At 71.6% G+C, this 24,427-nt stretch carries 24 protein-coding genes; 16 read left to right on the top strand and 8 right to left on the bottom strand.

What is annotated here, in order from left to right:
* Positions 1–2 precede the first annotated feature (2 nt).
* A complete protein-coding gene (gene dnaE, locus AB0M54_RS07790; protein WP_364325429.1) occupies positions 3–3,530 on the top strand; it encodes a DNA polymerase III subunit alpha in 3,528 nt (1,175 codons plus the stop codon).
* A gap of 22 nt (positions 3,531–3,552) precedes the next feature.
* The gene (locus AB0M54_RS07785; RefSeq protein WP_364325426.1) at positions 3,553–4,260 is read left to right on the top strand and encodes a hypothetical protein; all 708 of its coding nucleotides are present in this window, start codon (positions 3,553–3,555) and stop codon (positions 4,258–4,260) included.
* Here the strand turns inward: AB0M54_RS07785 and AB0M54_RS07780 are convergent.
* Positions 4,175–4,888: an LON peptidase substrate-binding domain-containing protein gene (locus AB0M54_RS07780; RefSeq protein WP_364325424.1), complete on the bottom strand. Its 714-nt coding sequence runs from the start codon at positions 4,886–4,888 to the stop codon at positions 4,175–4,177. The genes AB0M54_RS07785 and AB0M54_RS07780 overlap by 86 nt on opposite strands.
* Before the next feature lie 138 nt (positions 4,889–5,026).
* Here AB0M54_RS07780 and hisD point away from each other — a divergent pair, with 138 nt between their 5' ends.
* From hisD to hisF, 9 genes are read left to right on the top strand one after another with little or no spacing between them, the layout of a single operon-like run.
* Positions 5,027–6,337 (top strand): histidinol dehydrogenase, encoded by a 1,311-nt coding sequence (gene hisD, locus AB0M54_RS07775; RefSeq protein ID WP_364325421.1) that lies wholly within the window; start codon positions 5,027–5,029, stop codon positions 6,335–6,337.
* Positions 6,334–7,461 (top strand): histidinol-phosphate transaminase, encoded by a 1,128-nt coding sequence (locus AB0M54_RS07770; RefSeq protein ID WP_364325418.1) that lies wholly within the window; start codon positions 6,334–6,336, stop codon positions 7,459–7,461. The genes hisD and AB0M54_RS07770 overlap by 4 nt, the downstream gene beginning before the upstream one ends.
* Positions 7,458–8,069: an imidazoleglycerol-phosphate dehydratase HisB gene (gene hisB / locus AB0M54_RS07765; RefSeq protein WP_364325415.1), complete on the top strand. Its 612-nt coding sequence runs from the start codon at positions 7,458–7,460 to the stop codon at positions 8,067–8,069. The genes AB0M54_RS07770 and hisB overlap by 4 nt, the downstream gene beginning before the upstream one ends.
* Positions 8,069–8,227 carry a hypothetical protein gene (locus AB0M54_RS07760; protein ID WP_364325412.1) on the top strand — a complete coding sequence of 53 codons (159 nt, stop codon included), beginning with the start codon at positions 8,069–8,071 and terminating at the stop codon, positions 8,225–8,227. The genes hisB and AB0M54_RS07760 overlap by 1 nt, the downstream gene beginning before the upstream one ends.
* Entirely contained in the window at positions 8,227–8,850 is a 624-nt protein-coding gene (gene hisH, locus AB0M54_RS07755) for an imidazole glycerol phosphate synthase subunit HisH (protein WP_364325409.1), read from the top strand. Before AB0M54_RS07760 ends, hisH begins: the two co-directional genes overlap by 1 nt.
* On the top strand, positions 8,850–9,167 hold the full coding sequence (locus AB0M54_RS07750) for a hypothetical protein (RefSeq protein WP_364325406.1): 318 nt from the start codon (positions 8,850–8,852) through the stop codon (positions 9,165–9,167). Before hisH ends, AB0M54_RS07750 begins: the two co-directional genes overlap by 1 nt.
* Positions 9,168–9,181: 14 nt before the next feature.
* On the top strand, positions 9,182–9,907 hold the full coding sequence (priA, locus tag AB0M54_RS07745) for a bifunctional 1-(5-phosphoribosyl)-5-((5-phosphoribosylamino)methylideneamino)imidazole-4-carboxamide isomerase/phosphoribosylanthranilate isomerase PriA (protein WP_364325403.1): 726 nt from the start codon (positions 9,182–9,184) through the stop codon (positions 9,905–9,907).
* The gene (locus AB0M54_RS07740) at positions 9,904–10,239 is read left to right on the top strand and encodes a Rid family hydrolase (RefSeq protein ID WP_364469794.1); all 336 of its coding nucleotides are present in this window, start codon (positions 9,904–9,906) and stop codon (positions 10,237–10,239) included. Before priA ends, AB0M54_RS07740 begins: the two co-directional genes overlap by 4 nt.
* On the top strand, positions 10,236–10,994 hold the full coding sequence (gene hisF, locus AB0M54_RS07735) for an imidazole glycerol phosphate synthase subunit HisF (protein ID WP_364469791.1): 759 nt from the start codon (positions 10,236–10,238) through the stop codon (positions 10,992–10,994). The genes AB0M54_RS07740 and hisF overlap by 4 nt, the downstream gene beginning before the upstream one ends.
* A 36-nt stretch (positions 10,995–11,030) precedes the next feature.
* Here the strand turns inward: hisF and AB0M54_RS07730 are convergent, their stop codons facing one another.
* The 3 genes from AB0M54_RS07730 to AB0M54_RS07720 all read right to left on the bottom strand — a co-directional run bounded on the left by AB0M54_RS07730 (position 11,031) and on the right by AB0M54_RS07720 (position 13,163).
* Complete coding sequence (locus AB0M54_RS07730; RefSeq protein WP_364325394.1) at positions 11,031–11,897, bottom strand: hypothetical protein; 867 nt, start codon at positions 11,895–11,897, stop codon at positions 11,031–11,033.
* A 92-nt stretch (positions 11,898–11,989) separates the two neighbouring features.
* Entirely contained in the window at positions 11,990–12,424 is a 435-nt protein-coding gene (locus tag AB0M54_RS07725; RefSeq protein WP_364469789.1) for a hypothetical protein, read from the bottom strand.
* Positions 12,425–12,527: 103 nt separating this feature from the next.
* Positions 12,528–13,163 (bottom strand): hypothetical protein, encoded by a 636-nt coding sequence (locus AB0M54_RS07720; protein WP_364469787.1) that lies wholly within the window; start codon positions 13,161–13,163, stop codon positions 12,528–12,530.
* 59 nt (positions 13,164–13,222) lie between these two features.
* Here AB0M54_RS07720 and AB0M54_RS07715 point away from each other — a divergent pair, with 59 nt between their 5' ends.
* The gene (locus AB0M54_RS07715; RefSeq protein WP_364325385.1) at positions 13,223–14,677 is read left to right on the top strand and encodes a PLP-dependent aminotransferase family protein; all 1,455 of its coding nucleotides are present in this window, start codon (positions 13,223–13,225) and stop codon (positions 14,675–14,677) included.
* Between the two features lie 210 nt (positions 14,678–14,887).
* Here AB0M54_RS07715 and AB0M54_RS07710 read toward each other — a convergent pair whose 3' ends face one another.
* Entirely contained in the window at positions 14,888–16,711 is a 1,824-nt protein-coding gene (locus tag AB0M54_RS07710) for a long-chain fatty acid--CoA ligase (protein ID WP_364469785.1), read from the bottom strand.
* 318 nt (positions 16,712–17,029) lie between these two features.
* Between AB0M54_RS07710 and AB0M54_RS07705 the strand changes: the two genes are divergently transcribed.
* On the top strand, positions 17,030–17,635 hold the full coding sequence (locus AB0M54_RS07705) for a PepSY domain-containing protein (protein WP_364469783.1): 606 nt from the start codon (positions 17,030–17,032) through the stop codon (positions 17,633–17,635).
* 328 nt (positions 17,636–17,963) lie between these two features.
* On the opposite strand, the gene AB0M54_RS07700 is transcribed toward AB0M54_RS07705, so the two are convergent.
* Together AB0M54_RS07700 and AB0M54_RS07695 are read right to left on the bottom strand one after the other, a co-directional pair.
* Positions 17,964–19,232 carry a HAMP domain-containing sensor histidine kinase gene (locus AB0M54_RS07700; RefSeq protein WP_364469781.1) on the bottom strand — a complete coding sequence of 423 codons (1,269 nt, stop codon included), beginning with the start codon at positions 19,230–19,232 and terminating at the stop codon, positions 17,964–17,966.
* Positions 19,229–19,912: a response regulator transcription factor gene (locus AB0M54_RS07695; RefSeq protein WP_364469779.1), complete on the bottom strand. Its 684-nt coding sequence runs from the start codon at positions 19,910–19,912 to the stop codon at positions 19,229–19,231. The genes AB0M54_RS07700 and AB0M54_RS07695 overlap by 4 nt, the downstream gene beginning before the upstream one ends.
* A 103-nt stretch (positions 19,913–20,015) precedes the next feature.
* On the opposite strand from AB0M54_RS07695, the gene AB0M54_RS07690 reads away from it, so the two are divergent.
* The 3 genes from AB0M54_RS07690 to AB0M54_RS07680 all read left to right on the top strand — a co-directional run bounded on the left by AB0M54_RS07690 (position 20,016) and on the right by AB0M54_RS07680 (position 23,017).
* Positions 20,016–20,468, top strand: coding sequence for a hypothetical protein (locus AB0M54_RS07690; RefSeq protein WP_364325371.1), 453 nt, complete (start codon positions 20,016–20,018; stop codon positions 20,466–20,468).
* A gap of 1 nt (position 20,469) precedes the next feature.
* Positions 20,470–21,879: a PLP-dependent aminotransferase family protein gene (locus tag AB0M54_RS07685; protein ID WP_364469777.1), complete on the top strand. Its 1,410-nt coding sequence runs from the start codon at positions 20,470–20,472 to the stop codon at positions 21,877–21,879.
* 355 nt (positions 21,880–22,234) lie between these two features.
* Positions 22,235–23,017, top strand: coding sequence for a methyltransferase domain-containing protein (locus AB0M54_RS07680; RefSeq protein WP_364469775.1), 783 nt, complete (start codon positions 22,235–22,237; stop codon positions 23,015–23,017).
* Positions 23,018–23,029: 12 nt separating this feature from the next.
* On the opposite strand, the gene AB0M54_RS07675 is transcribed toward AB0M54_RS07680, so the two are convergent.
* A complete protein-coding gene (locus tag AB0M54_RS07675; protein WP_364469773.1) occupies positions 23,030–24,400 on the bottom strand; it encodes an amino acid permease in 1,371 nt (456 codons plus the stop codon).
* Between the last annotated feature and the right edge of the window lie 27 nt (positions 24,401–24,427).

Genomic DNA, 24,427 nt, shown 5'->3' with positions numbered 1-24,427 from the left:
GGGTGTCTGACTCCTTCGTGCACCTGCATGTGCACACCGAGTACTCGATGCTCGACGGAGCCGCCCGGGTCAAGGACCTTCTCGGTGAGGCGAAACGGCTGGGCATGCCGGCCGCGGCGATCACCGACCACGGCAACATGCATGGGGCGTACGACTTCTACACCCAGGCCCGGGCGGCCGAGATCACCCCGGTGATCGGCATCGAGGCCTACGTGGCGCCCGACTCCCGCTTCAACAAGAGCCGCATCAAGTGGGGCCGGCCCGAGCAGAAGAGCGACGACGTCTCCGGTAACGGCGCGTACACCCACATGACGATGTGGGCGCGCAACGCGGTCGGCCTGAAGAACCTCTTCCGCCTCAGCTCCCGGGCGTCGATGGAGGGCCAGCTCGGCAAGTACCCGCGGATGGACTTCGACACCATCGCCGAGCACGCCGAGGGGATCATGGGCACCACCGGCTGCCCGTCCGGCGCGGTGCAGACCCGCCTGCGGCTGGGCCAGTTCGACGAGGCCCTGAAGTCCGCGGCGATGTACCAGGAGGCGCTCGGGAAGGACAACTACTTCCTCGAGATCATGGACCACGGCCTGTCCATCGAGAAGCGGGTCCGCGACGGCCTGCTCGAGATCGGTCGGAAGCTCAACATCCGGCCGCTGGTCACCAACGACTCGCACTACACCTTCGAGGAGCAGTCGGCCGCCCACGACGTGCTGCTGTGTGTGCAGACCGGCAGCAACGTGGCCGACCCCAACCGGTTCCGTTTCGACGGCAACGGCTACTTCGTGAAGTCGGCCGACCAGATGCGTGCGGTCGACTCCTCCGAGGCCTGGCAGGAAGGCTGCCGGACGACGCTGCTGGTGGCCGAGCGGGTCGACACCGAGGGCATGTTCACGTTCAAGAACCTGATGCCCCGGTTCCCGATCCCGGACGGCTACACCGAGGAGGAGTACTTCCGCCACGAGGCGTTCGAGGGGCTCAAGCGCCGGTTCCCCGACGGCATCCCCGAGACGCACGTCAAGCAGGCCGAGTACGAGCTCGGGGTCATCATCCAGATGGGCTTCCCGTCGTACTTCCTCGTGGTCGCCGACTTCATCCAGTGGTCGAAGAAGAACGGCATCGCGGTCGGCCCCGGCCGTGGTTCGGCGGCGGGTTCCCTGGTCGCGTACGCGATGGGCATCACTGACCTCGACCCCCTGCCGCACGGCCTGATCTTCGAGCGGTTCCTCAACCCCGAGCGCATCTCGATGCCCGATGTCGACATCGACTTCGACGAGCGCCGGCGCGGCGAGGTCATCAAGTACGTGACCGACCGCTGGGGCGAGGACAAGGTCGCCCAGATCGCCACCTTCGGCACGATCAAGGCGAAGGCCGCGATCAAGGACTCGGCCCGGGTGCTGGGTTACCCGTTCGCGGTCGGCGACCGCATCACCAAGGCGCTGCCGCCCGACGTGATGGGCAAGGGCATCTCGCTGTCCGGCATTTTCAACTCCGACGACAAGCGGTACGGCGAGGCCGGCGAGGTCCGCACGCTGTACGAGCAGGACCCCGACGTCAAGAAGGTGATCGACACCGCCCGCGGCATCGAGGGCCTGATCCGGCAGACCGGGGTGCACGCGGCCGGCGTGATCATGTCGGCCGAGCCGATCATCGAGCACATCCCGCTGATGCGCCGGGCCAGCGACGGCGTGATCATCACGCAGTTCGACTACCCGACCTGCGAGACGCTCGGCCTGCTCAAGATGGACTTCCTCGGGCTGCGGAACCTGACGATCCTCGACGACGCGGTCAAGAACATCAAGCTCAACCACGACCTCGACCTCGACCTGCTGGCCCTCCCGCTGGACGACAAGCCGGCCTACGAGTTGCTGGCCCGCGGCGACACCCTGGGCGTGTTCCAGCTCGACGGCGGCCCGATGCGCTCGCTGCTGCGGCTGATGAAGCCGGACAACTTCGAGGACATCTCGGCCGTGCTGGCGCTCTACCGCCCCGGCCCGATGGGCGTCGAGTCGCACACCAACTACGCGCTGCGCAAGAACAAGCTGCAGGACATCACGCCGATCCATCCCGAGCTGGAAGAGCCGCTGCGCGAGATCCTGGAGCCGACCTACGGCCTGATCGTCTACCAGGAGCAGGTGCAGCGCGCCGCGCAGATCCTGGCCGGCTACACGCTGGGACAGGCCGACCTGCTCCGCCGGGCGATGGGTAAGAAGAAGAAGGAGATCCTCGACAAGGAGTTCATCCCGTTCCGGGACGGCTGCCGCGCGAAGGGCTACTCCGACGAGGCGATCCAGGCGGTGTGGGACGTGCTGGTCCCGTTCGCCGGGTACGCGTTCAACAAGGCCCACTCGGCCGCGTACGGCCTGGTCTCGTACTTCACCGCGTACCTGAAGGCGCACTACCCGGCCGAGTACATGGGCGGGCTGCTGACCAGCGTCGGCGACGACAAGGACAAGATGGCGATGTACCTGGCGGAGTGCCGCCGGATGCACATCCAGGTCCTGCCGCCCGACGTCAACCAGTCGGCCGGCCCGTTCACCCCGGTCGGCAAGGACATCCGCTTCGGCCTCGGCGCGGTGCGCAACGTCGGCGCCAACGTGGTCGAGTCGATCGCCCGGTGCCGCACCGAGAAGGGCGAATACCAAGACTTCTACGACTTCCTGTCCAAGGTCGACGCGGTGGTCTGCAACAAGCGGACGATCGAATCGCTGATCAAGGCCGGCGCTTTCGACTCTCTGGGGGAGACTCGAAAGGGTTTGCTCTCCATCCATGCAGAAGCAATCGATGGATACACAGAGCTGAAGCGCAAGGAAGCAACCGGACAGTTCGACCTTTTCGGAGCTGGCAGCGATGTCGAGATGTCGACCAGCGCCGTGATGCCGGTTATCCCAGATGGAGAGTGGGACAAGCGCGACAAGCTGGCCTTCGAGCGCGAGATGCTCGGCCTGTACGTCTCCGACCACCCGCTGGCCGGGCTGGAGCAGATGCTGGCCAACGCGGCCGACACCACGATCGCCTCGCTCAACGAGGAGGGCTCGGTCCCGGACGGCTCGGTCGTCACGCTGGCCGGCATCCTCACCGGCGTGCAGCGTCGGATCACCAAGCAGGGCCGGGCCTGGGCCTCGGCCACGCTGGAAGACCTGGCCGGTGGCGTGGAGGCGCTGTTCTTCCCGAACACCTACGAGGTGATCGGGCAGTACATCGCCGAGGACGCGATCGTGGTGGTCAAGGGCCGGATCGACCGGCGCGACGACACCCCGCGGATCATGGCGATGGACATGTCCCTGCCGGACGTCACGCACAACCCCGACACCAAGCCGGTCACCCTCACCATGCCGATCACCCGGTGCACGCCCCCGCTGGTCAAGGAACTCAAGGAGATCCTGGTCAGCCACCCCGGCGGCTGCGAGGTGCACGTCAACCTGGTGAACGGCGGCCGGACCACGGTGATGCGGCTGGGCGGGTTCAAGGTGGCGCCCACCCCGGCGCTGCGGGCCGACCTGAAGATGATTCTCGGCCCGTCCGCGGTGGCCTGAGCGGGCCTGGCAGGATCGAAGCGTGAACCCGGACACCGAGGCGCCGTACTCCTGGGTGGTGGAGCCGCCTCCGCCGCCGCGCCGCCCGCTCGGCCGTGACCTGGCCGTGGCCGGCGCCACGGCCGTGGCGCTCGCGGTGGCCGGCGGCCCGCTCGGCGTGCTGTGGCACTTCCTCGCGCCGACCATCCCGGTGATCAACGCCGGGCAGGGACGGGTCGTGGTGAACGACCCGTCGCCCGAGGAGTACATCGCCGCGGACGGCTGGTTCAGCCTGCTCTGCCTGGTCTTCGGCCTGCTCGCGGCCGTGGTCGCGTGGCTGGTGCTGCGCCGGAACCGCGGCCCGTGGCTGCTCGGCGGCGTGATCCTGGGCACGCTGGCCGCGCCGGTGGTGGCCTGGCAGGTGGGGCGGCTGATCGGGCTGGGGGCGTACGAGGACTGGCGTGGCTCGTCGTCACCCGGGGCCACCTACACCGCGCCACCCGACCTCAGCGCGTACGGGGCGCTCCTGGTCGCCGCGTTCGGGGCGGCCATCGTGCTGACCCTGATGGCGGGCTGGGCCAACGACCCCGACCTGGACGCGCCCGGCTCCCGCCCCGGCTACGGCAACGACCTGGGCAACGCGCCGATGCCGCCGCCGGCCGAGGTCAGTTCGGGCTTGCCGGGCGAGCCAGATCGGACAGCGGCACCGGCACCGCCCGGACCCGAGCCAGCAGGCCCGCCTCGCGGTTGAGCAGCTTGAGCTCGGTGCGCAGCCGGCTCGCCGTGTCGGGCGCGGCCAGCAGCAGCTGCCGTTCGTCGGTGGTGAGCTGGGCCGTCGCCGCGACCAGGTGGGAGAGCACGGTCGGGTCGTCGGGCACCGCGTCGAGCACCTCGGTGGCCGGGCGCAGCAGGTCGAGGTAGGTGCGGAAGGCGGCCAGCACCCGCGGGGCCAGCAGGTCGGCCGTCTCGCCGGCGGCTTCCTCCTCGGGCAGCCACTCGACCTCGGCGGTCAGGTACGGCTCGGGCCCGGCGGTCACCGCCAGCACCCGGAACCGGCGCCGCCCCACCGTGACGATGTCGAACCGTCCGTCCTCGAGCTCGGTGACCTGGCGCAGCTCGGCGGTGCAGCCCACCTCGTAGAGCTGCTCGGCGGTGACCGGTGACTCCGCCACCGGCGGGCCGGACTCGCCCTCGGCCGGCGTCAGCACCTCGGACCCGTGTCGCAGGGTCACCACGCCGAACTCGTGCGGCCCGTCCTCGGGCGCGGCCACCAGCTCGTTCACCAGCGTCTGGTAGCGCTCCTCGAAGATGTGCAGGGGCAGGACGAGCCCGGGGAAAAGCACCGTGCTCAACGGAAAGACCGGGAGAATCGTGCCCACCCGGCGAGCGTATCGGCATGATTGCTGTCCGCGCTTGCGCCGGGTGGGGCGATGTGACGGCCATTCGGGCATACCGGCCATCCCGATGGCTGGAATCGGCCTCCGGCGCATAATCCGGCCCGGCCTAGAATTAGCCACGTGCTGAATCGGATCGACCTGCGCGGCTCCTCGGACGACCCGCGCGACCTGCTGCCCCGTGCTCAACTCGACGTCTCCGCCGCGGTCGAGCAGATCCGCCCGACCGTCGAGGCGGTGCGGGAGCATGGTTTCGCCGCGATCCGAGACGCGACCCATCGCTTCGACGGGGTCGAGCTGGCCCGCCTCCGGGTGCCGCCCGCCGCCATCGCCGCTGCCGCGGAAACCCTCGATCCCGATGTACGCGCGGCGCTCCTGGAAATCATCGCGCGGACCCGCCGGGTGCACGCCGACCAGCGCCGGACCGACGTCACCACCCAGGTCGTCCCGGGTGGAACGGTCACCGAGCGGTGGGTCCCGGTCACCCGGGTCGGCCTCTACGTCCCCGGCGGCCTGGCCGTGCTCGCCTCCACCGTGGTGATGAACGTGGTGCCTGCTCAGGAGGCGGGGGTCCAGTCGCTGGCCGTGGCGAGCCCGCCGCAGCAGTCCAACAACGGGCTGCCCGACCCCACCATCCTCGGCGCGTGCGCCCTGCTCGGCGTCACCGAGGTCTACGGGGTCGGCGGCGCCCAGGCGATCGCCATGCTCGGCTACGGCTCGGCCGGCGCCGACGAGGCCGACGCCTGCGCTCCGGTCGACATGATCACCGGGCCGGGCAACATCTGGGTCACCGCGGCCAAACGGCTGCTCCAGGGTCGCGTCGGCATCGACGCCGAAGCCGGCCCGACCGAGATCGCCATCCTGGCCGACGACTCCGCCGCCCCGGCCCACGTCGCCGCCGACCTGATCAGCCAGGCCGAACACGATCCGCTGGCCGCTTCGGTGCTGGTCACCGACTCGGTCGCGCTGGCCGACGCGGTCGACGCGCAGTTGTCCCTCCAGGTCGGCGTGACCAAGCACGAGTCCCGGGTGCGCGAGTCGCTGGGCGGCCGGCAGTCCGGCATCGTGCTGGTCGACGATGTGGAGCAGGGCCTCGCCGTGGTCGACGCGTACGCGGCGGAGCACCTGGAGATCCAGACCCGCAATGCTCGCGATCTGGCGATGCGGGTCCGCAACGCCGGGGCGATCTTCGTCGGGGCCTATTCGCCGGTGTCGCTCGGCGACTACGCGGCCGGGTCCAACCACGTGCTGCCGACCGCCGGTTGCGCGCGGCACTCGTCCGGGCTGTCGGTGCAGTCGTTCCTGCGGGGCATCCACGTGATCGACTACGACGAGGCGGCCCTGCGCGCCGCCGCGCCGCATGTCGTGGCGCTGGCCAACGCCGAAGACCTGCCGGCCCACGGTCAGGCCGTCACGGCGCGGTTCCCGTCGTGACCGCGTCCCAGCCGGTTCCGGAGTCTCAGCCGCTTCCCTGGGCCAACCTCACGGTCGACGATCTGCCCATCCGCGACGACCTTCGTGGACAGAAGCCCTACGGCGCGCCTCAGCTCGACGTCGCGGTGCGGCTGAACACCAACGAGAACTCGTACCCGCTGCCGGACGAGGTGGCGGAGGCGATCGGGAAGGCCGTGCAGGCCGAACTGCGCGACCTCAACCGCTATCCCGACCGCGAGGCCGATGCCCTGCGCGCCGATCTCGCCGCCTATCTGGGACACGGCCTGACCGCCGACCGGGTGTGGGCGGCCAACGGGTCGAACGAGGTGCAGCAGCAGTTGCTCCAGGCGTTCGCCGGGCCGGGCCGGACGGCGCTGGGCTTCGGCCCGTCGTACTCCATGCATCCGCTCCTCGCCGCGGGCACCGGGACGCGGTGGATCGGCGCCCTGCGTGACCCGGACTTCGGGCTCACCCCGGACGCCGCCGCCGACGTGGTTCTGCGGCACGGGCCCGATGTCACCTTCCTGTGCTCGCCGAACAATCCCACCGGAACCGCGCTCGACCCCGAGGTGATCAACGCGGTGCTCGACTGCGGTGTCGGGATGGTCGTGGTGGACGAGGCCTACGCGGAGTTCGCCCGGCCGGGAACGCCGAGCGCGCTGTCGTCGCTGTCGTCCTCCAACCGGCTCGTGGTGACCCGGACGATGAGCAAGGCGTTCGGGTTCGCCGGGGGCCGGCTGGGCTATCTGGCCGCCGCGCCCGCGGTGGTCGACGCCGTGCAGCTCGTGCGGTTGCCGTACCATTTGTCGTCTTTGACCCAGGCGGCCGCTCGCGCCGCGCTGGCCCACCGTGAGGTTCTGCTCGCGAACGTCGACGCGATCAAGAGCGAGCGCGACCGCATCGTCCGCACCCTGCGGGACCGCGGGTTGCGGGTGGCCGACAGCGACGCCAACTTCGTGCTCTTCGAAGTAGGCGGTGATCAACGGCCCAAGGATCAGAAAGTAGTGTGGCAGCACCTTTTGACCCGCGGGGTGCTGGTGCGTGACGTCGGCCTGCCGGGCTGGCTACGCGTGACCGCTGGAACCCCCGCCGAGACCGACGCCTTTCTGGAGGCACTGCCGTGAGCCGCACCGCGCGCATCGAGCGCGTCACCAACGAGACCAAGGTGCTCGTCGAGATCGACCTCGACGGCGCCGGCAAGGGTGACCTGTCCACCGGTGTCGGCTTCTACGACCACATGCTCAACCAGCTGGCCCGGCACGGCGGGTTCGATCTGCTCGTCCGCACCGAGGGCGACCTGGAGATCGACGCGCACCACACGATGGAGGACACCGCGCTGGCGCTGGGCGAGGCGTTCGCCCGCGCGCTGGGCGACAAGGCCGGCATCCGGCGGTACGGGTCGGCCACCATCCCGATGGACGAGGTGCTGTGCCGGGCCGCCGTCGACCTGTCCGGCCGGCCGTACGTGGTGCACGACGAGCCGGAGCTGGCGCCGTACATCGGGCCGGTCTACCCGACCAGCATGACCCGGCACATCTTCGAGTCGTTCGGGCTCGCCGCCAAGCTCACCCTGCACGTCAGCGTGCTGCGGGCGGCCCGTGACGGCGGCAAGGCCGACGCCCACCACGTGGTCGAGGCCCAGTTCAAGGCGTTCAGCCGGGCGCTGCGCGAGGCCGTCGAGATCGACCCGCGCAACGCCGGGCAGCTGCCGTCCACCAAGGGCGTGCTCTGATGGCGATCGTGCTGTTCATCGTGGCCGGCATCCTCGTCGGCGGGGTGATCTCGCTGGCCAGGCAGGGCGCGACCAAGTTCAGCATCGGGCTCGTCGCCGTGCTCGCGGTGCTGGCCGCGACCGGTGGCGTGCTCTGGCTGATGCCCGGGGACGGCTGATGTCGCCGAACGTTGTGGTTCTCGACTACGGCTCCGGAAACCTCCGCTCGGCCGAGCGGGCGCTGGCCCGCACCGGGGCCTCGGTCACGGTCACGTCCTCGCTGGACGAGGCGGCCGCCGCGGACGGACTGGTGGTGCCGGGCGTGGGCGCCTACGCCGCGTGCATGGCCGGCATCGACGCGCTCGGCGCCGCCCCGGTCATCACCGACCGGGTCGCGGCCGGGCGGCCGGTGCTCGGCATCTGCGTCGGCATGCAGATCCTGTTCGACTCCGGGGTCGAGCACGGGGTCGAGACCAAGGGGATCGGGGCGCTGCCCGGGTCGGTCACCCGGCTCACCGCCACCCGGATCCCGCACATGGGGTGGAACACGGTCACCGTGCCCGCCGGGTCGCGGTTGCTGCCGGACGCGCCGGCGGGGGAGCGGTTCTACTTCGTCCACTCGTACGCGGCGTCGGATCTTGATCTGCTCGCCGGCGCCGGCGCGTTGATCACGACCGCGTCGCATGATCAGCCCTTCGCCGCGGCCGTCGAGCTCGGGTCGCTGTCGGCCGCGCAGTTCCACCCGGAGAAATCCGGGGACGCCGGGTACGCGCTGCTGCGCAACTGGGTCGCTCAGCTCTGATGTCCAAGGAGCGGGCGCGACGGCGGGCCGAGCGGCTGGCCGTGCTGGAGAAGGAGAAGGCCGTCCGGGCGCGCAAGGTGGCCCGGCGGCAGCAACGCCGTGACGTGGTGCGGAAGCTCACCCCGAAGCGGCGCGGGCGCACCGGGACGGTCTACCGGTTCCGCCGGGCCGAGCGGATCGGGCTGGTCGTGGTGCCGTTGGTGGCGGCGTCGGCGGTCTGGTTCCTGGTGCCGGATGTCGCGCTCCGTATCGTACTCATCGCCTTGATCTTGTTGGTCCTGCCCGCACTCACGGTTGTCGTCCTCGGCCGCCGCTGACTTTTGGAGATGTTGTGACGCTCGCACTGCTGCCCGCCGTGGATGTCGCCGACGGCCAGGCCGTTCGCCTCGTGCAGGGCGCGGCCGGGTCGGAGACCGCGTACGGCGACCCGCTGGAGGCGGCGCTGGCGTGGCAGAACGACGGGGCGGAGTGGGTGCATCTGGTCGACCTCGACGCCGCGTTCGGCCGCGGCTCCAACGCCGGGCTGCTGGCCGACGTGGTGGGCCGGCTCGACGTGAAGGTCGAACTCTCCGGCGGCATCCGCGACGACGAGTCGCTGACCAGGGCGCTGGCCACCGGCGCGGCGCGGGTCAACATCGGCACGGCGGCGCTGGAGGACCCGTCGTGGTGCGACCGGATCGTCGGCGAGTACGGCGACCGCGTGGCCATCGGGCTCGACGTGCGTGGCCGTACCCTCTCGGCCCGCGGCTGGACCCGCGACGGCGGTGACCTGTACGAGGTGCTGGCCCGCCTGGACAAGGCCGGCGCGGCCCGGTACGTGGTCACCGACATCACCAAGGACGGCACCATGCGCGGGCCCAACCTCGACCTGCTGCGCTCCGTGTGCGAGCAGACCGACCGTCCGGTGATCGCCAGCGGCGGTGTGTCCACCCTGGACGACCTGCGCGCCCTGGCCACGCTGGAGCCGGTCGGCGTCGAGGGGGTCATCGCGGGCAAGGCGCTCTACGCCGGGGCGTTCACCGTGCGTGAGGCGCTGGACGTGCTGGCGGCGGCATGAGCCGCTGGGAATCGCGGTACGGCTATCAGCGCGCTCGTCGCATCGGCGACCGGGTGATCACCTCCGGGACCACCGCGCCGGGCCCTTCGGCCGCCGCGCAGGCGTCGTCCGCCTTCGCCATCGCGCTCGACGCCCTGGCCGTGCACGGCGCCTCGGCCGAGAATGTGGTGCGCACGCGGATGTACATCACCGATCGGGCCTTCGCGGACGAGGTCGGGCAGGTGCACGGCTCGCTGTTCGGATCGGTACGGCCGGTCGCCACGATGGTCGTCGTGGCCGGGCTGATCGACGGCTCTCTGCTGGTCGAGGTGGAAGTGGAGGCGCAGCTGTGACGGTCGCGGTGCGGGTCATCCCCTGCCTGGACGTGGACGCCGGCCGGGTGGTCAAGGGCGTCAACTTCGTCGACCTGCGAGACGCGGGCGATCCGGTCGAGCTTGCTTCCGCGTACGACGCGGCCGGCGCCGACGAGCTCACCTTCCTGGACGTGACCGCCTCGTCGGACGCCCGCGGAACCATGCTGGACGTGGTACGCCGCACGGCCGAGACGGTGTTCATCCCGCTGACCGTGGGCGGGGGAGTGCGCTCGGTCGCCGACGTCGACGTCCTGCTCCGGGCCGGCGCCGACAAGGTGGGCGTGAACACGGCGGCCATCAACCGCCCCGAGCTGATCAGCGAGATCGCGTCCCGGTTCGGCAACCAGGTGCTGGTGCTGTCGCTCGACGTGCGCCGGACGCCGGACGGCACGTGGGAGGTCACCACGCACGGCGGCCGGCGCAGCGCCGGCCTGGACGCGATCGCGTGGGCGGCCCGGGTGGCCGAACTGGGCGCCGGGGAGATCCTGCTCAATTCGATGGACGCCGACGGCACGAAGGCCGGGTTCGACCTCCCGCTGATCCGGGCCGTGCGCGAGGTGGTCGACATCCCGGTGATCGCCAGCGGCGGCGCGGGCCAGGTGGGCCACTTCCCGCCGGCCGTGGCGGCCGGCGCCGACGCGGTCCTGGCGGCCAGCGTGTTCCACTTCGGAGACCTCGCCATCGGCGAGGTCAAAGACGCTCTCCGGGAATCGGGCCACCCGGTCCGCCGCTAGATCACGGTGATCGTCGGCGCTGCCGGGTGGCCGCCTTCAGATCACGGTGATCTTCGGCGCTGCCGGGTGGTTCAGGACGCGGGTGTTACCGGCCTGGTCGGTCAGGGCCAGCCGGGCCGGCGTCCACACGCCCGCCGGGGTGCCGGCCGGGACGTCCACCTGGACGGCGCACTCGACGTGGTCGTAGATGTTGTTGCTCAGACTCCCGAAACCACAGGTCAGGGGCCGGCCGTCGGCGGACATCGAGAAGCGCGTGCCGATCCGCCGCCCCTCCGGCCCGGCCACGGTCAGCTCCCCCTTCCACAGGCCGGCCTGCAGATCGGTGGCGGTCACCCGGTAGTCGAGCGTGACCCCGCCGCCGGTGTCCAGCACGTGTGTGGCCTGGGCCGGCCCGAGCGCGATCTGATCGAGCACCGGCCCGTCGGCCTCGACCAGCTGGGTCACCCCGAACTCGGCGACGCCCTCGCCGCGGAGCGCCTGGAAGTTCCCGTTCACGTCATGAGCCGTCAGCTTCGTGACCCGCCAGACGGCCTCGGGCGTGGCCCCGTACCGAGGCACCGGAAGATGAACCCGCGACGTGGCCCGCGGCGCCTCGCCCGGCGAGCTTCCCACCAGGACCGCGTCGTAGGGGATGAACGTGGTGGCCCCCACCGCCGTCGCGCCGGCGAACTGCCGCAGCTCCACCGACCCGCTGACCGCGAGCGCCGCGGGGTCGGCATCGGTGACGGTCCAGGTCAGCACCACATCGGCGGCGCCCTGCCGGACGTCGACGTGGGCGACGCTGAACGCCACCCCCGAGATGTCGATGGTGGCCCGCCCGTCGGCCCCGGCGGCCGGCGACCCGACCAGCACAGCCGCGGCGGCGGCGGTCAACGCGGCGGGCACTCGCGAACGCAGCGACATCGGCCCAGCCTATGAGCGGCCGACCACCCGAACCGTCATTGATCCGACACCGCGGCCAAATCCACAGCCGTCTCACAGCCGCGCGGCGGGGGCTATCGGCCGTCGGCCAGGCGCAGGGAGTATTCGCGGACCGCGGCCGCGTAGGTCGAATCGTCGAGGGTCCAGTCATGATCGCCCGGGGTGCTGGATCGATTCAGCTGGGCCTGAAGAGACAGCACCGCCGACGACAGGCCGCTGAAAGGGCGCGTCCGCCACAGCTGCTCGCCGGCCGGAGCGACCTCGACCAGGTCGTCGTCGATGGTGAGAAGTCCCGCCCCGGCCAGGCGACGGACCGAGTCTTGCAATTCGGCGCGGCTCGGCACGCTGTGGTGCAGGAAATCAGCGGCGGCCAATACGTCGGCGAGCGTCGCTCCGACCATCGGCAGGGCGGCGTGCAGCGCGCGGTCGCGCTCCAGGCGTTCGGCGATCACCACGGACACGAAGATCCACGCGTCGTTCCAATGCCAGCCCCCTGCCCCTGCCCCCATGTCGTCATGATGCCGTCTGGTCGGCCCACCGGGAAGCGAATGTGTCGGGATGATCACCAAGCTGTGTCCCGGGTCTCGTACCGCTCCGGACATTTCACCCGGTCTATTGAGGACGAACCCCGACCGGCTCCGCCGCGGCCGGCCGCACCGTGCACCGCGGGATGAAGAACTGCGCCAGCGGCCCGATGGCCAGGGCATACACCACCGTGCCGATGCCCACCGTGCCGCCGAGCAGGAAGCCGGTGGCCAGCACGAGCACCTCGATGCCGGTGCGGATCACGCGCAGCGACACCCGCGGAAGGCGTGCCCGCAGGCCGGTCATCAGCCCGTCACGCGGGCCCGGGCCCAGCCGGCTGCCGATGTACAGCCCGGTCGCCAGGCCGTTGAACAGCACCCCGGCCGCGAGGAACGCGATGCGCAACGGCAGCCCGGTCGCGGTCGGCAGGACCAGAAGGGCCGCGTCGATGGCGAACCCGATCACGAAGATGTTGGCGATCGTCCCGAAGCCCGGCCGCTGCCGCAGCGGGATCCACAGCAGCAGCACCACGGCGCCGATGATGATCACCACCGTGCCGATGCTCAGCCCCAGCGTCCGCGACAGCCCCTGGTGCAACACGTCCCACGGGTTCAGGCCGAGCCCGGACTCCACCATCAGCGCCATGCTGACGCCGTAGAGGATCAGGCCCAGGAAGAGCTGGACGGTTCGCCGGACCAGCCGCCGGTTGCTCAGGACGCTCATGAGTGCCACTCTGGAGGCCAATTGGCTCCGTCCCAAGAGCCAATTCGCCGGAGGTGGTTGTGACCAGCGCGGTACGAGGCAGCCAATTGGCACGTCTGCTCGGACAATGGCACTCCCTGCCGGGCCGCAATCGAAGCCCCGACTACGCCGCGCTCGCCGGCGCCGTCCGCGGGCTGCTCTCCGACGGCCGGCTGGCCCTGGGCGTACGCCTTCCCGCGGAACGCGAGCTGGCCGAGGCCCTCGGCATCAGCCGCACCACGGTCACCGCCTCGTACCGGATGCTCCGCGAGACCGGCCACCTGACCAGCCGCCGCGGCGCCGGCAGCTGGACCACGCTGCCCACCGGCCACCGCATCGCCACCTCCGGCCTGTGGACCGCTTCGGACGACCCGGACATGATCGACCTCGGCGTGGCCGCCTGTGCCGCCCCGGTCGAGCTGATCACCGCCGCCCGGGCCGCCGCGGACGACCTGCCCCGCTACCTCGGCAGCGCCGGTTACCGCCCGGCCGGGCTGCACGAGCTGCGTGACGTGGTCGCCGCCGGTTACACCGCCCGCGGGGTGGCGACCACGGCCGAGCAGATCTTGATCACCAGCGGCACCCAGCAGGCCCTCGACCTGGTGCTCCGGCTCTCGCTGCCGGTCGGCGCCAACGTGCTGGTCGAATCGCCCACCTATCCCAACGCGCTGGCCGCGCTGGCCGCCCGCCGCGCCCGGATCAGCACGCACGGCCTGGACGCTGCCACCGGCTGGGACGGTGAGCTGCTGCTGGAGGCGATGCGCCAGGCCCGGCCCCGGCTGGCCTACGTGATCCCCGAGTTCCAGAACCCGACCGGCCACCTGATGTCGGCGGAACTGCGCGAGCGCCTCGTCGCGGCGGCCCACGCCGGCGGCGTCGAGCTGGTCGCCGACGAGTCCTTCGTGGACCTGGCCCTGGACGGCCTCGAGATGCCACCGCCCGTCGCGGTCTTCGACCGGCACTCGCGGGTGGTGTCGATCGGCGGGATGAGCAAGGCGTACTGGGGCGGACTGCGGATCGGCTGGATCCGGGCGTCGGCCCCGCTCGTGCAGCGGCTGGCCGCGCTGCGGGTGGGCGTGGACATGGGCAGTCCGGTGCTGGATCAGCTGGTGGCGGTGCGTCTGCTGGCCGACGCGGAGACGATCGTGGCGGCCCGCCGCCGGCAGCTCGTCGAACGACGCGACGCTCTGGTCGCCGAGTTGCGCGAGCAGTTGCCGGAGTGGCGGTTCACGGTGCCGCGGGGCGGCGCGAGCCTGTGGGCCGAACTGGACGGGCCGATCTCCAGCGCCCTGGCCCGGGCCGCCGAGGAGGTCGGCGTCCGGCTGGCCCCCGGACCGCGGTTCGGCCTCGACGGCACGCTGGAACGGTTCCTGCGTCTGCCGTTCGCGCTGCCCGCCGACGACCTGGCCGAGGCGATCCGGCGGATCGCCGCCGTACGCCATGATCTTGACCAGACCACCCGCCCGACCTGGCGTACGCCGGCGGTCATCGCCTGAGCTCGGCTGTTCCGCCACTCCGTCCCTATTGCGCGTGGAGCTCCTGGCGGTTATCCGCCTGGCCGAGAATGTGGTCACGCTGAGCGCGCGATCGGACCTCGGGCTCGGGCATCCGGGGCGGCAGGACGCCGACTGCGAGCAGCGACCAGGAACCGTGGGGGTGAAACGGCACAGCGCCCGCCCTGGTGAGGGCGGGCGCTGCAACGGTCGTCAGATCTGGGCCAGCGAACCGGCGTACATCTTCTCGATCTGCTCGGCGAAGTTGGCCTCGACACCGCGGCGCTTGATCTTCATGGACGGGGTGATTTCGCCGTCCTCGATCGTCAGGTCGCGGGGGAGGATGGCGAACTTCTTGATCGTCTCCCAGCGGTTGAGCTTGCCGTTCAGCTCCTCGATGTAGCCGGCGACCATCTTCTCGGCGTCGGCCGAACCGACGATCTCGGCGTACGGCTTGCCCTCGAGCGGGCCACCCGCGGCCCAGGACTTGATCGCGTCCTCGTCCAGGCTGATCAGCATCGTGACGAAGTTGCGGGCCTGGCCGACAACCACCGCCTGCGACGTGTACGGGCAGACCGCCTTGAACATGCCCTCGATGTGGCTGGGGGCGATGTACTTGCCGCCGGACGTCTTGACCAGGTCTTTCTTGCGGTCGGTGATCTTCAGGTAGCCGTCGCTGTCGAGCTCGCCGATGTCGCCGGTGCGGAAGAAGCCGTCCTCGGTGAACGCTTCGGCCGTCTCGGCCGGCAGGTTGTGGTAGCCGCGCATGACCGGGGCGCCGCGCAGGAGCACCTCGCCGTCCGAGTCGATCTTGCACTCGAGGTCACCGAGGGGCTGGCCGACCGTGCCGATCTTCAGCTTGCCGAGCCGGTTGACGAAGTTGGCCGCGCTGCTCTCGGTGAGGCCGTAGCCCTCCATGATCGGCAGGTTGGCGGCGGCGAAGAACTCGGCGATGTCGTGGCTCAGCGGCGCCGAACCGGACACCAGCACCCGCAACCGGCCGCCCAGCCGCTCCTGGATCTTCGAGAAGACCAGCTTCTCGGCGACACCGTACTTCGCGTTCAGGAAGCCGGGAACCGGCTTGCCGGCCTGCTCCAGCGCCACCTTCTGCTTGCCGGTGGCGAGCGCCCAGCTGAAGATCTTGGCCTTCAGCCCGCCGCCGCCGATCGCCGTGGTGACGGTGCGGTTGTAGACCTTCTCGAAGATCCGCGGCGCCGCGCACATCAGCGTCGGCCGGACCACCGAGAGCATCTCGACCAGCTTGTCGACCCGGCCATCCACATAGGTCGGCACGCCCACATGGACGATGCCGCAGAGCAGCGTCTTGCCGAACGAGTGGGACAGGGGGAGCCAGAGGTACTGGAGATCGGTCGACTCGAACAGGCCCAGGTTCTGTTGCGCGACGCCCTCCCAGGTCCAGCCGCTGTGCAGCAGCTCGACGCCCTTCGGGCGGCCGGTGGTGCCGGAGGTGTAGATGAGGGTGGCGACGTTCTCCGGCGCGATCGAGTCGCAGATGTCCTGGATCAGCGTCGGCTTCTGGGCCAGCGCGGCGTTGCCGCGCTCCTCGAGCTCGGCCAGCGTGATCTGCGGCGGCTGCGCGCCGGAGTCGGCCAGACCCTCGATCAGCACGACCTGGGTGACCGACGTGTCGGCCCCGGCGATCTTCATCGCCTGCTGCGGGTTCTCGGCGATCAACACCTTCGAACCGGAGTCGGACACGATGTACGACGCGTCCTCGGGCTCGGTGGTGGGGTAGACCGTGGTGGTCGCGCCGCCGGCGCAGTTGATGCCGAAGTCGACCAGCACCCACTCGAGCCGCGTGCTGGAGAGGATGGCCACCCGGTCTTCGAGACCCACCCCGATCTCACGCAGGCCCGCGGCGATCGCCTTGACCCGCGCGCCGACCTGGGCCCAGGTCAGCCAGTTCACCGAGCTGTCGTCAGCGCTGGGGGTGGCGAACGCCTTCGCGTTCGGCGTCGCGCTGACACGCTGCAGGAACATGTCGGAGATCGACCGGTAGGGGACTTCTGTAGCCATCGGGGCTCCGCCTTCTGCCGCTGCACAAACGTCAATTCGGTGTTACCGAAGCGTACGGACGGGGCGGGCCGAGGGCCAGGGAACGACCGCGCCGAACGTGACCTGCACGACAATCCTATCCATAGGCCCGGGCAACGGCCGAGAGCCGCCCGGCTTGTCCGGCCAACCGCCCGGTGGACGTGTCCGGCTGGGCACCGGATCGCGTCGGCAAGGGCAGGCGCGGCGCTTAACCCGGCCTTAGGGATCACACAGCGCGGCCATAGGGCGAATCCGGCGACGGTGGGTGTCATCAAGAACGCATCGCACCGGAGGTAAGCAATGAACAAGGTCCGCAAGGTCACCGCAATCACCGTCGGCGCCGTCGCGGCGCTCGCCGTGGGCGGGGCCGCTCTCGCCGCCGGCGCCGACGACCCGTCGCCCGAGGCCACGTCGGGGGCCGTCACGATGCTTCCGAACGGGGACGTCGCCGAGCCGACGCCGTCGGAGAGCGCCGGCGCCTCGCCCAGCCCCAGCCCTTCCACCGACGACTCGCCGAACCCGTCGTCGTCGGCGTCCTCGTCACCGTCGTCCAGCAGCCCGTCGTCCAGCAGCCCGTCGAGCCGGAGCGCCACCTCGGCGGCCGGGATCAGCATCGACCGGGCCAGGGCGATCGCGATCCGGGCGGCCGGTGGCGGCCGGGTCGAGAGCGTCGAGCGGGAGACCGAGCACGGCCGGGCCGTCTGGGACGTGGACGTCATCGTCAACGGCGTCGAGCACGACATCGACGTGGACCGGTCGACCGGCGCGGTCACCCGGCACCGGGTCAAGGGCAGCGACGACGACCGCGGTCGCTCGGGCAGCGACGACCGGGGCGGTCACGGCAGCGACGACAAGGGCGGCGACGACCGCGGAGGCCGGCACGGCGGCCACGGCTCCGACGACTGATCAGGCCCGGTACGGGCGATGGCCCGGTCGGCTGCGGAACGCAGCGGGCCGGGCCACTGTCGTGTGCGCGGGGCGGGCCCGTTGTCAGTGGGGTGGGCCCGTTGTCAGTGGTAGGTCAGGGCGGTATCCGGGACCCGGATACCGCCCTGACCTACCACTGACGGGGTTGGCCGGACCGACGCATCAGCCGGATGGTCGGCTACGGCCCGGACCAAGGCAATTGATCCGGTTGATGGCGGGACTTTGCTGTGGGCGTACTCGATCAAAGGAGAGAGACCATGCGGAGAGCGTAAGCATCACGCTGGGTCAAGGCGTCATATCGGATCGGCTATACCGCCAGCTCCAGGCGGACCAGCGCACCGCCCGACGGGGCCGCGTCGAGGGACAGGGAGCCGCCGCTCTCCTCGGCGGCGCGGCGGGCGATGTCCAGGCCCAGGCCGGTCGAGCCGCCGCCGGACGCGCCGCGCTGGAGGACGCCGGTGTGCGAGGCGGGGAAGCCGGGACCCTCGTCGGCGACCGTGAGGACGGCGCCGCCGCCGGGGCGCGGGGTGAGGGACACGGTGAAGGCGGTGCCGTCGGGGGTGTGGGCGAAGACGTTGCCCAGGACGGCGTCGAGGGCGGCGGCCAGATCGTCGGCCGGCACCGCGACCGGCAGCGGGACCTGGGGGAGGTCGCGGTGGACCTCGCGGTCGGTGTCGTCGGCCAGGACCGCCCAGAAGGCGACGCGGGCGGTGACCACGGCGGTGGCGTCGCAGGTGGCGGCGGGGCGTTCGGTGCCGCGGCGGCGGGCCTGCTGGATGACGGCGGTCACGGCGCGTTCGATGTCGTCGGCGGCCGCCGTGACGCGGGCCGACTCGTCGGGGTCGTGCAGGGCCTCGGCCTCCAGGCGCAGCGCGGTCAGCGGGGTGCGCAGGCGGTGGGAGAGGTCGGCCACCTGCTCGCGTTCCTCGCTGAGCAGGTCCTGGATGCGGCCGGCCAGGTGGTTCAGGGCGCCGGCGACCTCACGGATCTCGGGCGGCCCGGCCGGATCGGCGCGGGCGGTCAGCTCGGCGCGGGCCAGCCGGTGGGAGACCTGGGAGAGGTCGGCGATGGGGGCGATGAGGGTACGCGCGAGCCGGTCCGCCACCAGCAGGCCGACCAGGACCAGCGCCAGGCCCAGGGCGGCCAGCACCAGCCAGGCCCGGGGCACGCCGCGGGTCAGCTCGGCGTCCGGCACCACCGCGCGCACCACCGACGTGCCGTTCGTGCCGGTGACCGGCACCACGATCTCGATGCCGGCGGCGGTGTCCACGGTGAGCGGCTGCCTGGTGAGCTGGGACAGCCGCACGGCCGGCGTGGGCGCGACCTGCTCGCCGATCGGGGCGCCGCCGCCGGGCAGGTAGACGGTCACCGGGAAGTTGCCGCCGTCGACCGCGTTGCGCAACTGGCCGGGGTCGCTGACGCCGACCAGCGGGACCAGCGCCTGGATGACGTCGGTGGCGCGGCTCAGCGCGCGGTCCTCCGCCACCTCGCGCACCAGCAGCGCCGCCGGGACGACGAACGCCATCAGCACCAGCACCGTGGTCGCCGCGACCAGCAGGGTCAGCCGGCGCCTCACGACGGCTCGCTCAACCGGACCCCGACCCCGCGCACCGTGTGCAGGTAGCGCGGCTCCTGCGCGGTCTCGCCCAGCTTCCGGCGCAGCCAGGACAGATGCACGTCGACGGTCTTGTCGGCGCCGCCGTACGGCGCCTGCCACACCTCGCTCAGCAGCTCGCGCTTCGTCACCACCTGCCCGGCCCGCGTGGCCAGATGGTGCAGCAGGTCGAACTCGCGCGGCGTCAGGTCGAGGCCCGCACCGTCCAGGGTCGCGGTCCGGGCACCGGGGTCGATGCGCAGGCCACCGACGGCGATCACGGACGGCTCCGTACGCCCGCTCGCCCCGCGCCGCAACACCGCACGGACCCGGGCGTCCAGCTGAGCCGCCGTGAACGGCTTGACGACGTAGTCGTCGGCGCCCGCGTCGAGCACCTTCACGATCTCGGCCTCGTCGTCGCGGGCCGTCGCCACGATCACCGGCACCCGGCTCACCGCGCGCAGCATCCGCAGCAGCTCCTTGCCGTCCAGGTCGGGCAGGCCCAGGTCGAGGACCACCAGGTCGGGACGCTCGGCCAGCGCCGTCTGCAGGCCGTCCATCGCGGTGTGCGAGGAGGCCACGGCATGGCCGCGGTCGCGCAAGGAGCGGAGCAGATTGGTACGGATGGCAGCGTCGTCCTCGATCAGAAGCAGGTGGGCCACGGCGTGAACGCTATCGGCTGCCCGTCCGGCCGAGGTGCTTCTTAACCCTCCTTTAGGGCGCGCGGGGCACAGTCTTAGCGTCCGGCCGGGCATAGTCGGGGCCATGACCACACAGCGACTGATCATCGCCGCGGGCTGGCTGGCCGCGGCCGTGCTGGCCGTGCTGGTGGGGCTGGTCGCGATCAGCGTCATCGGCGACGGGCTGACCGGGTCGGTGGGGCGGCCGCTCCCCGAGTCGGAGGTGGCCCGCCGCCTGGCCGCGGAGCCTCCGGGTTCCACCCCGCCCTCGCTCGTGCCCTCGCCGCCGCCGTCGGTCGTTCCCCCTGCTTCGGACAATTCGACCTTCCGTACGCCGGGCGGGACCGTGGTGGCCCGGTGCGTCGACGGCGCGCCCGAGATCGTGTCCATGTCACCGGGGCAGGGCTGGAACCTGCACGAGATGGGCCGCGCGGAAGGCGAATTCCGCGGGGTGAGCGACAACCACGACCGCGTCAAGGTGCGGATCGGCTGCGACGGCGACACCCCCGACATCGACATCGAGGAGCGCGACGACTGACGTGGACCTGGTCATCAGCCTGGACGGCGCCGGGGAGAAGACGGTACGGGTCTACCGGGCGTTGCGCGCGGCGATCGAGGACGGGCGGCTGCCCACCGGACAGCGGCTGCCGGCCACCCGGGCGTTCGCGACCGAGCTGGGCGTGGCGCGTGGAAGCGTCGCGGCGGCGTACGAGCGCCTGGTCGCGGAAGGCTATCTGACCGCCCGCGTCGGCCGAGGCACGTTCGTGGCGCCGGTACGCACCGGCAGCGCACCCCGCCGGACCGTCGACGACCCGCTGCGCCCGCGCGCCGGCTGGGACCTGCTCCCGCTGCCGGTCAGCGCCGACGACACCAAGCCTCGCTACGACTTCCGCACCGGCATCCCCGACGCCGAACTGTTCCCGTTCGACACCTGGCGGCGGCTGGTCGCGGCCGAGGTCCGGCTGCGGGCCAACAGCCCCGGCACGTACGCCGACCCGGCCGGCCACCCCGCGCTGCGCGCCGCGATCGCCCGCTACCTCGGCGTGTCCCGCTCGATCCGGGTCACCGCCGACGACGTGCTGGTCACCAACGGCACCCAGCAGGCCCTCGACATCATCGCCCGGGTGCTGGTCAAGGCCGGCGACGTGGTGGCCGTCGAAGAACCCGGCTACCCACCGGCGCGGCGCCTCTTCGGCTCCCTCGGCGCCCGCGTGGTCGGCGTCCCGGTCGACGCGGAAGGCCTGGTCGTCGCGTCCCTGCCGGGAAATGCCCGGCTCGTCTACACCACGCCGTCACACCAGTTCCCGCTCGGCCGGCCGATGAGCCTGGCCCGGCGCCACGCCCTGCTCGACTGGGCGAGGCGCCGCCCCGCCGCCATCGTGGAGGACGACTACGACTCCGAGTTCCGCTTCAGCGCCAGACCCTTGGAGCCGCTGTACGGGCTGGGCCCCGGCCGCGTCCTCTACGCCGGCACCTTCTCCAAGAGCATGCTGCCGACCGTGCGGACCGGCTTCGTCCTCACGCCGCCGTCGCTGCGCCCCGCGCTCGTGGCCGCCCGCCAGGTCACCGACGGCTTCGGGCAGGCCGCGGTGCAGGCGGCGCTGGCCCGCTTCATCGACGACGGCGAGCTCGCCCGGCACGTACGACGGGCCACCCGGTCCTACGCTTCCCGCCACGCGGCGATCGTGTCCTTCTTGTCGTCGCTCCCGTCGCTGGACGTGGTGCCGTCCTCGGCCGGGCTGCATGTGACGGCGTTGCTCCGGTCGGGCTCCTCCGGTCGGGTGGTGGCGGCGGCTGCTTCTCGCGGGATCGCCCTGGATGACCTGGCCGGATATTCGGCCGACGGGATGGCTGGGTTCGTGTTCGGGCTCGGGGCGGTGGATCCGGCGTTGATCGAGGAGGGGCTGGGGGTTTTCGCTTCGGTGCTGCGCCAGGCGGTCGGCTCCTGAGGCATTTCGGTTTCGCGGGCCCGGTGGCAGGGCTGGATCGCGGCCTGGGCTACCGCTGGGGTGTTTGGTGGTGGGTGGGGACGGTATCTGGGGCGGCTTGGGGTCGTCGGCTCTTGCGACGTGGCCGTCGGCCGGGAGCGGCGGCAGCGACGGTGAGTGGGCACGGCGGGCGGGCGGCGCGCTGCTCCCTTGACCACTCTCCGGCGCGGGCGATCCCTGGTAGGGCAGCCGGCATCGGAGACTGGCCTGTGGACAGGCAACCAGATCGTCGAAATCGCGCGCTACGTTCTTACCCACCCAGTGCCGGGGTGGGGGAGGTGGCGGCGCGCGTGTTGGATTTGATCTTGGGGAAGCGTTGATCGGCTACGACGACGAACTGCGGCGACACAACGAGATGCTGCGGCGGGCGGCCGGCGTTCGGCCCGATGACCAGGTGCTGGATGTGGGATGCGGCAGTGGGCTGACGACCCGTCAGGCGGCGCGGGCGGCTCATGCGGGCAGCGCGCTCGGGGTCGACATCTCCGGTGCCGCGGTTGAGCGGGCGAGAGGGCTTGCTCTGGCTGAAGGGCTGGGCAACGTCACCTTCGAGTGTGCGGATGCGCAGGTGCATGAGTTTCCGGGGGAACGCTTCGATCTGGTGATCAGCCGGTTCGGCGGGATGTTCTTCGGTGAGCCGGTTGCGGCGTTCGCCAACATCGGACGGGCGCTGCGGCCGGGTGGGCGCCTGGTGATGCTGGTGTGGCAGGCCCACGAACGCAATGAATGGTCCGTCGCGATCCGTCGATCTCTTGGTGATCACGAGGAGAGCGGTGAGGGGGCAAAGTGCGGCGGCGGGACTGGTCTGGATCCGTTCTCGCTCGGTGACCCGTCGACGGTGGAGGGGATTCTCGGGGCCGCGGGGTTCGGCGACATCGCCCTTGTGGATGTCCGGGAGCCGGTTTTCCATGGTTCCGATGTGGACGGTGCGTTGGCTCGGGTTCGGCGGTTCAGCTGTACGAGTGAGGTGTTGGGCCGGCTGGACGCCGCCGGGGTGGAAAGGGCGGTCGGGCGGCTGAAGGAGACACTCTCCGCGCACCTGGGCGACGACGGCGTCCAGTTCGACTCGCGGGCGTGGCTGGTCACCGCTCGCCGGGTCTGAACGGCGACCGGCTCAGCCGGCAGGCACCTGGCACGGCGCGGGGCCGTCGCTGGAAAGGCCACCATCACGCCGGAGCAGCGGGCCGTCGGCGGAGAACGAGGCGTCAGCGGCGAGCAGGGTGCCGGGAGCGGGCGGGATGCCGGGGGAGAGCGAGGCCTCGGGGGAGAGCCCCGTCCGGGCGGCCCGCCGGGAGCGCAGCCCCTGATAGACGATCGCGGCGCCCGCGATGACCAGGCTGAGCAGGGCGGGAAGCCCGTTGAGCCACAGCAGCCCGAGCACCGCGACGAACGCGAACCCGGCGACCACCCGCGACCACCCGCGCGGCAGGAGCTTGACCGCGGCGGCCGTGCCCAGGACGTACACGAGGGTGAAGCAACCCGTGACCAGCAACATCACCGTGTGGAGGGGGAACGGCAGGAACACCGCCAGGCTGCTGCCGATGGTCACCACGGCCAGGGAGCGGCGGACGTTGGCGGCCAGGAAGGTGGGCAGGGCGCCGCTGGAGGCCAGGGATGCGCCGAGGCGGGAGGCGCCGGCGAAGTACGCGTTGACCGCCCCGATCGTCAGCAGCACGGCGACCACGGCGGTGAGCAGGCGTACGGGGCCGCCGACGCCGATGGCCAGCAGGTCGGCGAGCGGCGCGGGACTGGAGCCCAGCGCGGGACCGAGGACGAGCACGCTGGTCGCCGCGACGGCCAGGTAGAGCACGCCGACGACGGCGACCGCGATCATCGTGGCCCGGGGGACCTCGCGCCGGGGGTTGCGGTAGTCGGCGGACAGGGACGACACGGCCTCCCAACCGGCGAAACCCCACACCAGGATGGCCGCCGCCGCGCCGACGCCGGACCAGCCGTGCGGGGCGAAGGGCCGCAGGTTGGCGAGCGAGGCGTGCGGCAGCGCGGTGCACACCGTGATCACCAGCAGCAGGGCCAGGACCGCGGTGAGGATGAGCTGGGCGCGGCCGGATACCCGCAGGCCGAACCAGTTCATGGCGAACACGACGGCGATGATCAGGAAGTACGTGATGAGGACCGTGGTGTTGCCGCCGCCGACCACGTCGGCCACGTAGCCGCCGGCGAACGCGGCCGCGGCGGGGGCGCCCAGCGGGACCGCGAAGTAGAAGATCCAGCCGACCGCGGCCGAGGCGCGCGGGCCGAAGGCCAGGCCGACGTACGTGGACACGCCGCCGCCGTCCGGGTGCCGTCCGCCCAGCGCGGCGAAGGTCCAGGCCAGCGGCGCCGACAGCAGGATCAGCGCGACCCAGGCGATCAGCGAGGCCGGCCCGGCGACGCCGGCGGCCAGGGCGGGCATCGAGATGACGCCGGTGCCGAGGACGGCGCCGATCGAGAGCGCGGTGCCCTGCGGGACGGTCAGTTTGCTCATGAGACCGACCCTAGGCGCGAATTGGCT

The sequence above is a fragment of the Actinoplanes sp. NPDC051470 genome (assembly GCF_040682035.1).
Classification (GTDB): Bacteria; Actinomycetota; Actinomycetes; order Mycobacteriales; family Micromonosporaceae; genus Actinoplanes.
Note: the sequence above shows the minus strand (reverse complement) of the source record. Positions and strands in the feature narration are given on the sequence as shown.